Here is a 17746-nt window from a genome sequence, read left to right on the forward strand (position 1 = left end):
ATGTCCATCCAGGTGTCTCCCCAGCTGAACAACCTGTTGTTCGTGCTGATCGGCGAGAAGATGCTGCAGGCCGACGAGGACATGGCCTACGCCAACGGCAAGCCGTACGAGCGGCTTGGCCGGCGTGTCCGCGACCTCTCGGACCTGATCGAGCAGACCGCCGGGGGAGTAGGGCGCTCACTGCCGCCGAAGGTCGGGAACAACTACGTGCGCGCGATGCACCTGTTCCTCGACAGCGGCGGTGTCAACTACCTGAAGGACTTCGCCGACCAGCTCGACGGACTGGCCAAGTCCCGCACCAAGTCCTCCATGGACATCATGGAGGCCAAGTGGCAGATCATCGCCGAGCTGATCCGGCTGCTCATCGAACTGGCCATCATCGCGGCGCTGTCCATCTTCACCGGCGGTTCCGCCTCCAGCCAGGCCGCCGTGGCGAAGGCCCGCAGCCGGGTCGCCATTCTCACGCTGCTGGAATGGCTGATGAAGCGCACCCATCTGCTGCCGAGCCTCACCGAGGCGATCGAGGAGGCCTTCACGACCTTCGCGGTACGCCTGGCCATGATGCTGGGTGCGCCCAAGGGCCGCCGCCCGGGCGGGTTCGACTGGTCGCAGATCGTGCAGGACGGCGTCTTCGGTGCCTTCACCGGCCTGTTCCACGGCGCCCTCTCGGACCTCGCGAAGAACCTGAAGAAGAACTTCAAGAACATCCTGAACGGCCCCAACCCGTTCAAGAACATCAAGACCGACGGCAACAAGTTCAACCACAAGTTCGACAACACGTACACCAACGGCAAGCCGAACCCGAAGCCGAACCCGAAGACCACGCCGACTCCGACGCCGAACCCCAAGATCACACCCACGCCGACGCCGAAGCCGACCCCGACTCCGACGCCCACCCCGAAGACCAGCCTGGGGGACAGGGCGAAGCACGAGATCGGCGAGGACATCGAGCACTTTCTCACCGAGGGCGGCGCGGAGGCGCTCGGCGAACTGGCCACGGCGTCCGTCTTCGGCTTCCCGGTCGACCCGCTGACGACCTTTCTGGGCGGCGGCCTCAGCTCGGTGAGCGAACGTCACCTGGGCCAGGGGGCGAGCGCCTTCGGAACCAAGTTCAACATCAACCAGCCGCCGGCCGTGAACTCCGTGGACACCGTCGGCACCACGGACACCCGCACCGACACCGACTCCTCGTCGAACGGCCCGACCCGCTCGTCCGGCACCGGCACCGGCGGCGGCTCGGCCGGATCCGGACCTGGTTCCGTCAACACGGTGTCGAACAGCCGGGGTTCCGGTGACGTCGACGACGTACAGAGCAACGTGCGGAGCAACGGGCAGAGCGACGGGCAGGGGGATGGGCAGAGCGACGGAGGGATCGACGCGCAGGTCGACGGGGGCGAGGACCTCGGGACCGACATCCCGCGGGTAACCGCTCCGCACACCGCACCGGGCGGGACGGCTACGACCGGCGGAGGCAACTCGCGGTCCACCGCGTCCACGGAGACGCCGGCACACGGTGACGCCGACGGTGACGCACAGACCCGGCCCCCGGAACAGACCTCGCACGAGGACTCCGGGAGCACCACGGCGACCCCGCCCCCGTCCACCACCACGGCCACCCCGCCCGCGACGGCCACCGGCACGCCGGCCCCCGTACGCACCGTGCAGCAGGAGCCGCACGGTACCGGTGAGGTCGAGAACACGGCCGACACCGACGGCGCGCAGACCGGCACCCCGTCGGACACGGCTGCGCCCGCGCCCACACCTTCCACGGCCGTCCCGACTCCGGGCGCCGACACCACCGTCGTACCGCCGGGCACCACGGGCGGCGGCACTCCGACCACGGGCGGAACGGCCACGGGCAGCCCGGCCCCCGCCTCCGGCACCAACCCGACCGCCGGCGGGAGCCCGCGCACCACGGGACCGGGGCGCCCCGAGGGCACCGACACCGCCCGCACCGACGCCACGAACCCCACCGGCACCGAGGGTACGGACACCACCGACACGCCGGGCGACGACACCGCGCCCCTCCCCGCGGCCGACACGTCCGGCGCATCCAACACCTCCGGTACCTCCGGCACGTTCGGCGACACGGACCCCGGTGCCGGTCTGCCGACGCCGGTGCCCACCAGCAGCAGCGCTCCGGCACCGACCGTTTCGGCGCCGGACCCGGCGCCCGCCGCGGCCCCGCTCTCCGACACCGGCTCCGCCACGCCGGCCCCGGCGCCCGTCCGTACCTCGTCGGACCCGTCGGCCGGACCGGCTCCGGACACCCGGCCCACACCGGCCACCGGCGCGACTCCCGACACGGCCGCGACTCTCGACACGGGCGTGACTCTCGACACGGGCGTGACTCTCGACACGGGCGTGACTCTCGACACGGGCGTGACTCTCGACACGGCCGAGACTCTCGACACGGGCGTGACTCCCGACACGGAAGCGACCCCCGCGCCCGTCGTGTTCACCCCGTCCGCCGCACCCCCGGCCGTGCCGGAGCCCGGCACGATCGCGGACGCGCGGAGCGCGGTGACGCCCTCGGAGCGCAGCCACACCTGGGTCGACCCGGTCTCCCGGCCCGTCGGGCCGGACGGCAACCACACCCAGTACGTGGTGCGGTCCGCGTTCGCCGTACGGCGCTTCACCCACGGCGGCGAACCGGTCACCGACCTCACCGTCACCTACCGGCTCACCGGCAGCCCCCACCTCGGGCCGCACGCCGACGGGGTCCACCAGCGGCTGGCCGACGGAGTGGCACGGGTCTTCAACACCGGCGGCCACCGTCTGCCCGACGGGAGCCTGCTGCACGTCACGGTCGTACCGGCCGCCCCCGGCGAACAGGCCCACCTCGACGTCACCCTCACCGACCCGGCGGACGGGGTGCCGACCACCCACCACTCGTGGCCGGCCGACATCTCCGACTCCGACCTGGCCCATGAGATCGGCCACCAGCTCGGGTTGCGCGACGAGAGCGGCCTGGACCCGGCCGCCCCGCAGCGCGGCGGCACGAACAGCCTGATGGGGGACCACACTCCGGTCACGACGTCGTCCGCGGCCACGGCGACGGAGTCCGACCCCGGCCCCGATCCTGCGTACGAGCCGGGCGGGCTGCGGCCCCGTCATCTCGCGCTGATGGGCACCCTGATCGGCGCCCCGGAGGACGGCAACCGCGCCACCGGCGGCGGCAGGCGCGGCACGGTGCCGCCGGCCGCGGCCACGGGCGACCCGGGCGCGGACCCGCCCGCCCCCGCGGTCCCCACCCCGCCGGTCCCGGTGGTCACCACGTCATCGTCCACGCCCGCCCCCGGCACCAGCGACGGACATCCGCAGGTCACAAGTCCGCCGGTCACGGATCCGCACGAGACCGCCGTCCCCGTCGCGGTGCCCGCCCTCACGGTGACCTCGCCGGACGGCGACACCGTGTCCCTGCCCGACCCGGCGGGCGGCGGCGGTCACCGTACCTCCTACCTCGGCGGCTACGGGCGGCGGCACGACGGCCAGGTGGGTCTGGTGCACGTGGAGCCGTTCGCGCCCGACGTGGTCGACGGGGCCCACCGGCAGGTGCTCGCGGCGCTGGGCAGGCCCGCGCCGCGCCCGGACGACCCCGTACTGGCACAGCTGCGGGACGTGCTGTCGGCGGAGCAGATGGCCATGAACCTGCCGTATCTGCGCAGCCTGGGCGGCCATCGGATCACCCTGCGGGTCAACGGCGCCGACCGGACCGTGGACGTACGGCTGACCCTCGACGACGTACGGCCGTCCGCACGGCAGGGCACGCTCGACACGAGCGACCCCGACAAGCACGTGGAGCGGCGCGGGCAGGGCACCCGGGAGACCGTCTCCGCGCAGCCGTCCGGCACGTACTCCACCATCCCGGTGCCGTGGACCGGTTCGATACCGATCGGGGCGGCGGGCCCGGTCCGCGGGGTGGACCTGGCGCTGTCCGCGACGCTCACGCACAACCAGGCGGACGACTCGGCCACGGTCACCCAGGTCGTGCAGACCACCAGCGCGCAGCGCAGCAACGAGCCGTCCCGCGCCTACGACTTCACCGGCACCTGGCAGGTCCGCACGGACACGCCCGCTCCCACGCCCGCCCCCGCTCCCGAAGGCACTCCGGACGACACCCCTGACGGCACTCCGGCACCCGACTGGCGTCCGCCCGCGCAGCACGGGCCGGTCACCGTCTGGTTCCCGCAGCACCTGGTGGACGCCGACGCCGACCCCGCCCAACAGCTGCCCGGCCCCGCCGATCTCGACGATCTGCCCATCTACGGGGTGGACTCGGTACTGAACCCGCGCAGGCTGTACGAGGGCGCCGCGGACCACTTCCGGGCCGACCTGGACGCCACCGCGGCGGCCCAGCTCGCCGACTTCCTCGCCGAGCCGGTACTGCGCGGCACCCTGCCGATGCAGCGTGACGGCGGGCTGTACTCCCCGGTGCTCACCGACGCGAACGGCCGTGCGGTGGGCATCGTGCGGCTGGACGCGGATGTCACCCCGGTCACCCCGGTGGCCAAGAGCATCGACAAGAAGATCAACCTGGAGAGCCATCTCGTCAACACGGTCAAGAACGACCAGAACACGACGTTCAACAGCGGGGTGACCCTCGCGGGCAGCGCCGGTCCGGCCTTCACCGGCGACCACCGACCGGGGCACCCGGACGCCTCCGGCACCGTCGGCGGAACGTTCACCGTCAAGGGCACCGCCAGCCTCGCGGCGCAGAACGCGTTCGGCACCAGCTCCGTCGCGGGCACCATGCACGCGGTGCGCACCAACCGCAGCCACCTGCTGACCGAGGCGGACGTCGCCTACACCCTCACCCTGATCCGCCCCGACGGCAGCACCTCCAGCTACGCGCCCGGGACCTGGGAGCACGCCCTCGACCTGCGGGTCCTCAGCGCCGAGGACGCGCGCGGCCACGCACCGACCGAGGACGAGGTCCGCGCGCTGCCGCACGAGCTGGCGACGCTGGAGACGATCGGACAGTCCGCCGCACCGCTGGGAGTGGACGGCGCCGATCAGCTGTTCGACGAAGCGGAGACCTGGCTGCGGGACCAGGGGTTCCTGCCACCGCCGGCGACGGCCCCGCACCGGGGCCGGCTGCCGGACGAGACACTGGTGCAGGCCCAGTTGAACAACCTGCGGCGGCTGCGCGAGCTGCGCTCCCAGCTCGGGCTGCGGGCCGCGACCGACTCCATGGTGGACGGCGGGCACTCGCTGTACCTGGAGACCCCCTCGGTGACGGGACGGCGCCGGGTACGGCTGGAACTGGGCGCCCACCGGGACGCGGACCGCCCGGTGGCGCACAGCAGGGTGCTGCCCGGCATCCAGGTGATGGCGCTGGCGCAGGCGACGTCCGGCGGCAGCGGCCGGCTCGGCAACACCTACGGCCTGGGGGCCGGGTTCGGCGGCGGGCCGAGCATCCCCGTGGGGGACGGCTCATGGACCCTGAGCGGTACCGGCGACTACCAGTTCGTCGGGCAGGCCACGCTCGGCAACACCACGGCCACCGCCGTGGGCCACGACCAGTTCTTCATCGGCACCGGGCAGGACACCGAGGAGTTCGCGGTGCCCGCCCGGCTCACCCTCGACCTGTACGAGGGCCCCGGCCAGGACCCGCAGGTGAGGTTCGGCGAGCCGCGGCCCGAGCCCCGCGCCCAGGACGATCTGGAGGCCGGTCCGCCGACCCCCCGGCCGCGCGGGGTCCCGGGCACGGTCCGGCTGGGCGTACCGCACGAGCGCACCCTGGCCGCCGAGGAGCCCGCGCCGGCCGGCGAGCCGCACACCGTACGGCAGGTCACACCCCTGGACACGGAGCGGCTGGCCCTGACGGATCCGGCCACCGGCGGGCCGCACCCGGACGTGGTCCGCGTCCCTGACGACGCCCTGATCGACGTGGTGCGCGGTACGGCTGCCCTCCAGGACGCCTTCCGCCGCATCGTCACCGGCCTCGGCACCGGCCCGGCGCCGGGCACCGGTACCACGCCGGGTACCGGTACCACGCCGGGTACCGGTACCACGCCGGGTACCGGTACCACGCCGGGTACCGGCACCACGCCAGGTACCGGGGACACGCGGCCGACCACCGAGCCGCGCCCCACGGACGCCGACGGGACGCCGCCGGACACTGCCGCGACCCCGCCGGACACTGCCGCGACCCCGCCGGACACTGCCGCGACCCCGCCGGATCCCGCCGCCACTCTGCCGGACCCCGCCGCGATCCCGGCGGACCCGGAGTCCGTCCCGGAGCCCGTTCCGGAGACCGCCCCCGCCCGGCCGCCGGGCGGCCTCGTCGGGTTCCTGAGCAGCTCACTGCTGGGCAACCCGCCCGCCGACACCACCACGGTGAGCGCCGAGTCCCGCACCGCGGCGCTCTCCCCGGGCTCGCTGGTCGGCCGGGGGCACCAGATCTTCGGCGGCACCTATGTGGTGGAGGGCCTGACGCTCCCCGGGCTCGGTGCCGACGGCCAGATCGCGATCGAGATCCAGGCCGTCGCCCACACGCCCCGGCTGACGCAGAGCGTGAACCAGTACCTGGAGACCGGCATCTCCGTCGCCGACTCCGCGCAGCAGCTCAAGGGGTTCGGCAAGACGCACCAGTTCGGCCTGGCCGGCTCGGCCACCCAGAACAACCCGTCGAGCTCCACGACCACGAGCCAGCAGTCCGCTCCCGACCAGAACCAGAACCAGAACCAGAACCAGAACCAGACCCCGGGCCAGGCGCAGGGCCAGGACGGCTCCCCGACTCCCCCTCACCCGTCCCGCTTCAACCCGTCCGGGCGCTATCAGTACGACCGTAAGGCCGACAAGTCGGACACCCTCACCAGCAGCACCGCCACCAACCGGGTGCCCACCCAGTCCGGCCTCCAGCACCGGGTCACGGCCGACGTCACCTACCTGATCACCGTCCGGTCCGGACACCGCAACGTGCTCGCCAACTCCCTCGGCTTCGGACCGGCGCAGACCGTCACGCTCGCGGTGGACGTGCCGCGCGGGCTCCAGTTCCTGATGACCGAGAGCCAACTGCGCCGCGACTGGCGGTGGATGGGCGCCGTGGACGGCCGGCCGGCCGCCCCACCCGCGACCGGCCTGGAGAGCCCGCCGCTGCCCAGCCGGTACGTCCGGGACGGCACCCTGGGCCTGGCCACGGTCACCTCGGTCACCGAACTCTCCGGCCCGGGCACGCCGGGGACCGAGCAGCGGGGCCGACTCCACGACGAGGTACGGCAGTTGGTGGACCGGTTCGCGCCCGGCGTGACCACGCCCGGCCACGCCTCCTACCTGCCCGGTGTCGCCGCCCTGATCGCCGACCACACCGGTGTCTCCGGAAAGCGGGCGCTGATCGGGCGCGGCGGCGGGCAGACCAGGTTCGGTTTCCGGCACCACCGGTTCGGCGGCGCGGCCCTGGTCGAGGTGACTCTCTCGGCACGCCCCACGACCACCACCGCCGACCGGGGCGGGCGGCGCGGCATCGCGGTGCCCGACGACAAGTCCGGTATCGAGCAGTGGGGTTCGCACACGGCGGCGGGCCGTTCGACGTCCGACTCGGTGGGCCGGCAGCACCGCCTCACCGTCAATCCGACGGCCCGCTTCAGCCGCCCCCACACCGACGACCGCACCGACCGGCTCGGTCCGTCCATGCACCTGGTGTCCTCCTCCAGCAAGGCCGGCAGGCGGGGCCGCACCGCCGAGGACCGCTTCTGGCTGCGCACCGACAGCGCTGCCGACTTCGACGACCTGGACTACGAGTTCGTCGCCACCGTCCGCTCCACCCTGGTGCTGGACTGGCCGCCCAACGTGCTGGGCGCGCTGGTGCAGCGCGGGTTCATCGCCTGGGACGACGCCACCCCGTCCACCCGCTCCTGGCTGAGCCGCACCCTCTCCGGTGAACTCGGCGACCAGATCCGGGTACCCGCCCGGGCGAGCCTGCGGTTCACCGGCAGCGAGACGGACACGCCCGCCGCCGACCGGCCACCGGTGCCGGTGTCCGTGTCCCGGGTCGACCCCCGGCTGCTGTACGAAGGCCGGTCCCCGCTGCCGGACGCCGACCTGTTCCACCCGACGAGTTATGTGCCGGTGTACGGCTTCAACGCCTGGGACCAGCTGTACCAGGCCCTCGACCAGGTGGCCCCGGCCACCGGACGGGGCTGGCGGGCCCAGCCGGCCGCCACCTCCGACGAGCACGCGTCGGTACGGCTGGGCGAACTCATCCAGGCCGGCACGCTCTCCCTGGACACTCCCCGTCAGGCCGGCGGCATGCTCCCGACGATGCCGGGTGCGTTCCCCCTGGAGGGCGCCCCGGACCAGCGGCCCACCCTCACGGTGTCGCTGTACCGGCCCCGGGCGGTCACCGACGGCGGCGACGTGGCCATGGACCGGCTGCGGATCACCTCGGACAGCAACAGCACGGTGTCCGGCGGGGACACCACCACCGGGCTGTCGCTGCCGTTCGTACTGAGCGCCGACGACCCCGACCGCAATCTGCTCGGCGCGAGCCCGCCGCTGCTGCAACGGCCGGTGGACGCGAGCAACTTCGGCAGCGCGGTGTCCGGCGGTCGTCGGGACTGGCTGAAGACCGGCAGCACCAGCCTGCCCGCCGAGGGCCGCGGCACCCGCAGCTACGAGGTCCGGGCCGACGTGCACATCGAGGTCTCGGGCCCCGAAGGCGTACGGCACGTCACGGGCACCGCCACCGTCCGCATCGAGGAACGCGACGCGCTCGGCCACGGCATCACCGTGCCCCGGCCGGTCCCCCGGGTGTACGACCTGCCGGCCCTGCTGGCCGCGCAGACGGGCGCGGCCCCGGGGGACTGGGCGTCGACGCCGGTACGGCAGGTACCGGACGCGCTCGTCCAGGGCCTCGACCCCGGCGACGACGGATACCAGTTCTGGGTGGCGACCGGCACCGACCCGGACGGCTCCCGGCTGGCCCTCGCCCTGTACGGCGTCTCCCGGGCGGCCCGCGCGCAGGGGCGCCCGGCGGAGCTGGTCACCAGGGGGCCGGAGGGGCTGCGGGTCTGGTCGTTCGACCCGGACGGCACCCTCACCGGGCCGCCCGCCACGACGCCGGACACCACCACCGGAGACCCGGCGCTCGATCAGGCCTGGGCGGACTTCGAGACCACCGCCGCCGACCTCGATCGGGCCGTGGCCGACCACGAGCAGGCGGTGGCCGACGAACACGGACTGCGGGAGCTGCGGCCGGACGCGGTGGACTCCCTGGCAGAGGCGGTCACCACGCTGGCGGGCGCGGAGGACACCGCCGGGCGGACCGGCACCGCCGCCACCACGGCCGAGCAGGCCGCCGACCACGCCGAGGCGGACCTCCGCGGCCTCACCGACCGGGTCTCCACGCTGACCGGTGACATCTCCGAGGCGCGTCGCACGATCGGCCCGCTCACCGACGCCGTCGCGGAGGGCGAACGCCAGGAGGTGCGGCTCAGCGCCGAGGCCAAGACCGCCCGGCGCCGGCTCACCGAACTCAACGACCGCGCCACGGCCGCCGCCCGGCAGACCACCGGACCCGGCGGCGCCACACCGACCGCCCCCCTCCCGGCTCCGGCCGGCACGAGCAGCGGTACGACGACGACCGGGACCCCGGCGGCGGACACGGCCACGGGGGAGACGCCCGGGCCGGACACCGCCACCGTGGACACCGCCGCGTCCGACACCGCCATCGTGGACACCGCCACGTCGGACGCGACCACGTCGGATCCGACCACGGCGGAGACGACCGCGCAGGACACCGCCGTAGGACCGCCGACCGGCGACGGCGCCGCCCCCGCGGTCGACCCCCGGCTCACCCGGCAGATCGAGGAGGCCACCGCCCAGGTCGATCGGCTGGACGCCCAACTCGCCGGGGTGCGGGCGGGTTTGGCGCAGGACCGCACGGCCCTGCGGAACGCCGAGGCCGCCCTCGCCCGCGACCAGGCGGCCCTGAACGACGCACGGGCACAGCTGCCCGGCGCCCGCGACACCGCGGACCGCCTGCGCGCGGACGCCGACACGGCGCGCGGGCACGCCGAGGATGCGGCACTGGCCCTGGACGACGCACGCGAGTCCCGCGACCGTGCCCAGCAGCGGCTCGACGACATCGACACCGGACTCGACAACGCCCTCGGCCGGCGCGACGACGCCGCGGCCCGGCGAGCGGCGGCGGAGACCGCGCTGCCCGGCGCGGCGGGCCCTGTGCTGGCCGCCGCTCCCTCGGCGCTGCCCACCTCACGCACGACCCTGGCCGACACGGCCCCGCGCTGGCCGGGCTCGGGCCTCCCCCGTACCGCGGGCCCCTCCACCGGCAACACCCCGCCTGCCGGTGGCGACGACACCTCCGACAGCGACGACGAAACCGGCAGCCGGGACGGGGATTCCGACGGCGACGACCGGTCGGACGCCGACACCGAGCTGACCGTGCCCGATCCGGCGGCCACAGACCCGGCGGCCACAGACCCGGCGAAGGGCAGCCCGCCGGCCGACGACGACCCTGCCGGCCAGAACGGTGGTGACACGTCCGGTGATCCGACCGGCGACACCTCGGACCAGGACACCGGCGACCAAGAAGAGACGAAGGGCAAGGACAAGGGCAAGGGCCCAGCCCTGGACGAGCCGGGCACAGACCCCGCGGACCCCGCGCGGGACGACGCCGAGAGCGCCCCGACCCGGCCCGCGCCCTTCCAGGTACGGCCGGCCCGGGGCCGGATCGTCCAGACCCGCGGCGACGGCCGGTGCCTGCTCTACACCTTCATCGGCACCGACCCGGAGCGGGTACGCGACCGCCTGCCCGGCCTGCGCACCGAGGCACCGGAGACCTACGCCTGGCTGAGCCGCCCGGATCAGGTGCGCGCCGGCCTGGCCCGGTTCGCCCGCTGGGACGGGATCTCCCCGATGCCCGCGGCCGGCACCCATCTGCTGATCGCCGCGGACCGGCTCCGCACCCTCGCGGAGGACCGGCTGCTCACCGCGCGCAGCGGGCGCCCGCTGCCGCACGAGGTCGTGGGCCAGGTACGCCAGACGCTCGCGCCGTGGTTCGACCGGCGGACGGCCGCCATGGACCGGGCCACGCTCCTGGCGACCCTCCAGGAGTACGGCATCGGCGGCGTCACGGAGCCCGAGGACCTGAGCGACCTGGCCACCCGCTACCGCGCCGCGCTGGCCGCCGACGGTGTGCCCCACCCCGGGGACCCCGGCGTGCGGCGGATGTTCGCGTATCTGCGGGACACCGACCGGCTGCCCGCGCTGACCGACCTGACCGACGCGCAGCTGCGTCAGCTGCTCGCTCACGGATACAGCGACAGCGACGCGCCGTTCACCGACGAGGAGCTGGCCCACGCGCTCGACGCGGTCGCGAACTGGTCGCGGTCGTGGGAGACCAACCAGGGCGAGCTGTTCCTGCCGCTGCTGGCGGACACGCTCGACGTGGCGGTGGAGGTGCTGCGCCCGAATCCGTCGACCGGACTCGGGACCGTGACCCGGGTCGGCTCGCCCGCCGCCGACCGGACGCTGGAAGTCCACTACACCGGCCTGAACCACTACAACGCCACCGACGCGGGCCCCCTCACCGACCCACCGGTCGTCACGTCGTCGAGTGCGCCGCGTCGTGCGGGGGATGTGCCGAGTGTGCGGCCGTCGGGCCGTGTGCGTCCGGTGCCGGTGCGGGACGAGCGGCCTGCGGTGCGGCTTTCCGATCCGGTGCGGCGGGGGGAGTGGTACGGGTTGCGGGGTCGGGCTCGTGCGGCGGTGCAGGCCACGGAGCGGTTCGATCCGCACACGGATCAGAGCACTGTCCCGCCTCGTCCGGGCAGGTTGGGTGGTGCGACGACGTTGATCCGGTCGCATGTGCGCCGGATCCAGGCGCCGGATCTGCGGTGGGTGCGTGACCACACCCTGAATCTCCCGGTCAAGGCCGCTGATCCGGGGCACGTGGGTGCTTTGAGTGAGCGGATCAACCGGTTGCTGGACGCGCATCTGAACGGCCGTTACGCGCTTCCCCGTTCGGGTGACCAGCTGCATGTGACCGTCCGTCTGGTGGAGGACGCAGGCCATCCGGAGGCCATCACCCTCACCGACACGGCGAAGCCTGCCCGTGCCGACCAGTTGCACCTGGACCTCAACCACTCGGACGAGGACCTGCTGCACGAGGTGCTGCATTATCTGGGGTTGCCGGACGAGCAGCGGGACAACGACTTCGTCTTCCGTGACCATGCCAACAGCACGGCCGTGCACACCGCGGGCGTGATGGCGACGACCGAGTACGGAGTGGAGATTCCCCAGCGCTATCTCGACATCATCGAGAGCGTCACGGCGGCGGGCCCCCGGCTCCACGACCACCCCTTCGACAGCGGCGTCCACGACGGTTCCGTCGAGGAGCCCGCCGACCCGCCGATCCCCGCCGACGCCCCGCCCGCCTGGCCCACCTCACACGCACCGACCGCGACCCCGCCCGCGCCGGCCCCGCTCCCGTCGGGCTATGTGAACTCCTACGGCACGCTCCCGGACGGCACCGTCGGACTGGTGTACGCGGAGCCGTTCTCCGACGAGGTGATCGAGGGGCTGCACGGCCAGGTGTACGAGGCGCTCGGTGTGGACCCCGACAACCCGCCCGAGTCGGTGCGCGACCAGGTACGGGACGCTCTGAGCCGGGAGAACCTCGCGCTCCAGCTGCCGTATCTGCGCTCCAACGGCGGCCACCGCATCACGGTGCGCGTCGACGGGCGCGACCACACCGTCGACGTACAGCTGACCCTCTCCGGGGCCCGGCCCTCGCTGCGGCAGGGCCGCTTCGACCCGCGGGACCCGGACAAGCACGTCGAGCGGCGCGGGTTCGGTACCCGGGAGAACTTCTCCAGCCAGCCGTCCGGCACCTACCGCACGTTCCAGGTGCCCTGGACCGGTTCCTGGCCGATCACGGCCCCGACCGCGGTGCGGGCGGTGGACGGATCGCTGTCCGCGGCCATCACCCACAACCAGGCGAGCGACGCCACCACCGTCACCCAGGCCGTCCAGACGACCTCGGCCCAGCGCTCCAACGAGCCTTCGGACCCGGTGGAGTTCACCACCCACTGGCGGGTCCGCGTCGATGCCCCCGCCGTCACCGCGCCGCCCGCCGTCCCCCCGGCGAGCACCGCGCCCGCCGCCCCCGCGACCGGCACCGCACCCGCGCCGGACGGGTGGAGCGCGCCGGAGTCGCACGGTTCCACCACCATCTGGTTCCCCCGTCACCTCACCACCGCCGATCCGGCACCGGGTTCGCTGCCCGCGCCGGCCGCCCCGGCGGATCTGCCGCTGTACGGCGTCGACTCCGTGATCGACCCCAGGGCCCTGTACGAGCACGTCCATCAGACGTTCCACGCCGATCTCGACGACACCGCCGCCGGGCAGGTCTCGGACTTCCTCTCCGAACAGGTGCTGCGCGGCACGCTGCCCATGCAGATCGACGGCGGCATCTACTCTCCCGTCCTCACCGACGCCTCCGGCAACGCGGTCGGCATGCTGCACCTGGTCACCGTGCCCACCGTCGGCACCCCACAGCGGCAGAGCACCCCGGGCCAGATCAACCTCGAAAGCCATGTGGTCAACACCGCGAAGGTCGACCTCTCGTCGAAGTACACCAGCGGCATCGCGGTCAGCGGCAGCGCCGCCGCCGCGCTCACCGGCGACCACCGACAGGGCCACCCGGACGCCTCGGACACCATCGGCGGCAGCCTCGGTCTGCGCGGACAGACCCAGGCGACCGTCACCAACACCTACGGGGCGAGCAGTTCCTCCGGCACGATGCACGCTATCCGTACCAACCGGGGCCATCTGCTCACCCCCTCCGGCGTCACCTACCGGGTCACCCTGATCCGGCCGGACGGCACCGAGACCCCGGCGCCGCCGCTGGTCCATGCGCACGGCATGGACCTGCGGGTGCTGAGCAGGACGGACGCCACCGGCCACCCGCCGGCCGCCGCCGAGGTGCGGGAGCTCCCGGACTCGCTGGAGCGGCTGGACGGCATCGGGCTGAGCACGGCCCCGCTCGACGTCACCGGTACGGACCCGCTGTTCGACCGCGCCGAGGCGTGGCTGCGCCGGGAGGGCTTCCTGCCGCCGGATCCCACGGCGCCGGGCCCCGCCGGGATCGGCGCGCGGCTCAAGCAGGCGGTGCGGGACCACGAGCCCGAGCACCAGATCCGGCTGCACGCCCAGCTCAACAACCTGCGCCGGCTGCGCGAGGCCCGCTCCCGCACCGGGCTGCGGGCCGCCACCGACGCCATGGTGGACGGCGGGCACGCCCTGCACTTCGAGGTGCCGAACAGCAGCGACACCGGCGTCCGCCGGGTCCGGCTGCTGCTCACCGCCGTCCGTGACACCCCGACCCCCAGCACCCACCGCCGGGTCCTGCCGGGCATCCAGATCATGGGCCTGGCCCAGATGTCGGGCGGCGACACCGAGCAGCGCGGCGAGTCCTACGGCGCCGCGGCCGGGCCGATGGGCAGTGTCAGCGGGCCGCTGGGCAGTTGGGGCTCCATCGGGTTCGGCGCCGACTACCAGTACGGCCACCAGGTCACCCACGGCGACACCGTGGGCGGCGCCACCGCGCACGACCAGTTCTTCATCGCCTCCGGCCAGGACAGCCACGAGTTCGAGGTGCCGGTGCGGCTGGCCCTCGACCTCTACGCGGACGACGGTGACCGGCCCAGCGAGCGGTTCGGGGAGGACGTCAACCAGGCCGCCCTCGCCGCGGCGCCGCCCCCTGTCGTGCCGCCCCCCGTCGTCCCGCCCGTCGTGCCCGGTGCGCCGCCTGTCGTCCCCGCGCCGCCCGCCCCCGTCCCGCCGCCCGCCCCCGTATTGCCGACGGTCGCTGGCTCGCTGCGGCTGGCGGTGCCGGACGGCCGTACCCACGCGCCCTCGGCGACCGCGGCGCCGCCCGCCGCCCGCGCGGACGGGGCGCCCCGCCGTACCGACGCGACCGACCTGGCCCGGCTCGACGCGACCGACGCCACCGGCACCCCGCGCCCGGAACTGGTGCGGGTGCCGGACGACGCCCTGATCGACACCGTGCGCGGCTCCGCGGCCATCGAGTCGGTCTTCCGGCGGGCTGCCGCGGAGATCCGCCGCCAGGCCCAGCCGCCGCCCCCCGCCACCGGCACCGGCACCGGCACCGGCCCGATCCTCCCGGTCACCGCCCCCGGCGTGCCCGCGGCCCCGGTGACCACGGGCACGGCGCCCGCCCCGGCGACCACCGGTACGGTCACGGCCCCCGGCACCACCGCCGCCCCGGCTCCCGCGACGCCTGCCGCGGCGCGACCGCAGCGCGACGGCATCTCGCCGCTCGCCGGGCAGGGGCTGACGGACAGCAGGACCCGCGCCGCCGAGACCCGGCACGCCGCGCTCACCCCGGGCAGTCTCGTCGCCCACGGCCACCAGCTGTTCAAGAACTCCTACGTCGTGGAGGGCCTGAGCCTGCCGGGGACCGTCGCGGACGGCCAGTACTCCCTGGAGATCCAGGCCATCGCACACCGCCCCCGGCTGCTGGACACCACCAGGCAGTACCTGGAGACGGGCGTCACCGCCACCGACAGCGCCCAGCAGCTCAAGTCCCTCGGCAAATCCCACCAGTTCGGCGGCACCGGGGTGCTCACCCAGAACCCGCCCACGGCGCCGGAGGGCCCGGAGGACGCGGCCGGACAGGGCAACACCGGCCCCGAGTCGGACGGTTCGGTCTCGCACGGCGCCCCGAGCCGCAGCGGCAAGCCGTACAAGGGCCTGTTCAACCCGTCGGGACGGCTCGGCCACGTGGCCCGTACCGACACCTCCGACACCCTCTCCGCCGCCACCGGCGCCAACCGCACCCCCACCGAGAGCGGCACCCTGCACCGGGTGGTCGCCGACGTCACCTATGTGGTCACGGTCCGGGCCGGCTCCCGCACCCTGTTCAACGGGATCGGCGAGCCCGGCACGATCGGCCCCGTCACCTTCGCCGTGGACGTTCCCGACGGCCTCCAGTTCCTCCTGACCCAGGGGCAACTCGCCCGCGACGCACGGTGGCTGGGCTCGGTGCAGGGACTCGCACCGGCGCCCGCACCGGTTCCGACGGCGCCACTGCCGGCGCCGTACACCCGCAGCCGGGAACTCGGCGTCGGCGGTGTCCTCTCGGTCATCGAGTACCAGCGGCCCGTCGCCGCTCCCCTCCCGTCGACGGGGAACCCCGCGGGCGCCGTCCCGCTGGTACCGGTGAACCCGAGGGAGCGCCGCGGCCAGGTCCGGCGGGAGCTGCTGACGCTGGTGGAGGCCGAGGCACCCGGCGCGGTCACCCCGGGGCACTCCGGCTACCAGCCCGGCGTGCACAGCCGGATCGCCCAGCTCACCTCGACCGCCGGACTGCGTTCGCTGCCCGGACGCGGCCCGGACGGCACCCCGCGCCGCGCCACCACCCGCTTCCACTTCCGCCACCACGGATACGGCGGCGAGCGGCTGGTCGAGGTCACCCTGACGGCGGTGCCCCGGCGGACCCAGAACCTGGCCGCCGTCCGGGGTTCCTCGGCGCCCGGCTCGGGCCTCGAACAGTGGCAGTCGCACACCTCCTCGGGCCGTACCACCACCCGGGCCTCGGTACGGCAGACACAGCTCCCGGTTACCCTGACCACCCGCTACCTGCGCCCGAACCAGGGCCCCGACCCGACCAAGGTGGACCGTGCGGCGCCGGTGTTCACCCCGCAGTCGGCCAGCAGCAGGTCGGCCCGGCGGGCCACCACCGCAGACAACCGGTTCTGGCTGCGCACCGACAACGGCGCCGACTTCGACGGCCTGGAGTACGACTACGTCCTCTCCGTCCGCTCCGCCCTCGTCGCCGACTGGCCGCCCAACGTCATCGGCGGCCTCGTCCAGAACGGCGTCATCGCCTGGGCCGACGCGAACGGCGACGTACGCCGGTGGATGGACGAGCTGCTGGCCCGCGGCAACCCCCGCACCCGCACCGTCCCGGTCCGGCTGACGCTGCGGTTCACCGGCACCGAGACCGGCGCGCCCGCCCGGCCGGCCACGGTGACCGCCCCGTCCGTCGTCTCCGGCGCCGACCCGCGCAACACGGTCCTCCCGGGTCCCGCCCGCACCCCCTACCTCGCCGACGCGCAGATGTTCCACCCGGTGGGCCCGACCCCGGCGTTCGCCTTCGACGGCTGGGCGCATCTGGAGACGGCACTGAACGAGGTGGCCCCGCGCGGTGGCCGCGGCTGGCACGCGCAGATCACCTCCGTGTCGGTGGAGGGGCAGGCGGTCCGGCTCGGCCAGTTGATCCAGGCCGGGCGGGTCTCGCTCGACCGGCCCCGGCTGGCCGCCGACCTCACCCGCCGGATGCCCGGCAGCACGCCGTTCGAGGGGGCGCCGGACCGGTCCCCGTCGATCTCGGTGACGCTCTACAACCCGCGCCGCGCCACCCACGCCGACGACATCACCCTCGACCAGCTCCACAACACCACCGACACGGTGAGCACCGCTGCCGGCGCCGACCACTCCTTCGCCACCGCGTTCACCGAACTCCTCAGCGGCGACGACGACAACCACCAGCTCGCCGGTCTCTCCGTGCCGCTCGCCCAGCGGCAGACCCAGCCCTCCACCTTCGGCGGCACGACGACCGGCAGCCGCCGCGACTGGCTCAAGTCAGGCAGCACCAACGCCCCGGCGAACGGAGCCCGCGGCACCCGCAGTTACGCCGTCGACGCCGATGTCCACCTGCTCGTCGAGGGCCCGGAGGGGACCCGCCACGTCACCG

At 74.3% G+C, this 17746-nt stretch carries 1 protein-coding gene (running past one end of the window); it reads left to right on the forward strand.

Annotation, left to right across the window (positions count from 1 at the left end; genetic code table 11):
- Positions 1-17746, forward strand: the 5' portion of a protein-coding gene (locus ACGF5O_RS22670) for a hypothetical protein (RefSeq protein WP_393811675.1). The gene runs 10667 nt beyond the window's last position; 17746 of the gene's 28413 nt are visible here — the first part of the coding sequence; it begins with the start codon at positions 1-3; its stop codon lies beyond the right edge, outside the window.

The sequence above is a fragment of the Streptomyces sp. NPDC048291 genome (assembly GCF_043201715.1).
In the GTDB taxonomy this organism is placed as follows: Bacteria; Actinomycetota; Actinomycetes; order Streptomycetales; family Streptomycetaceae; genus Streptomyces.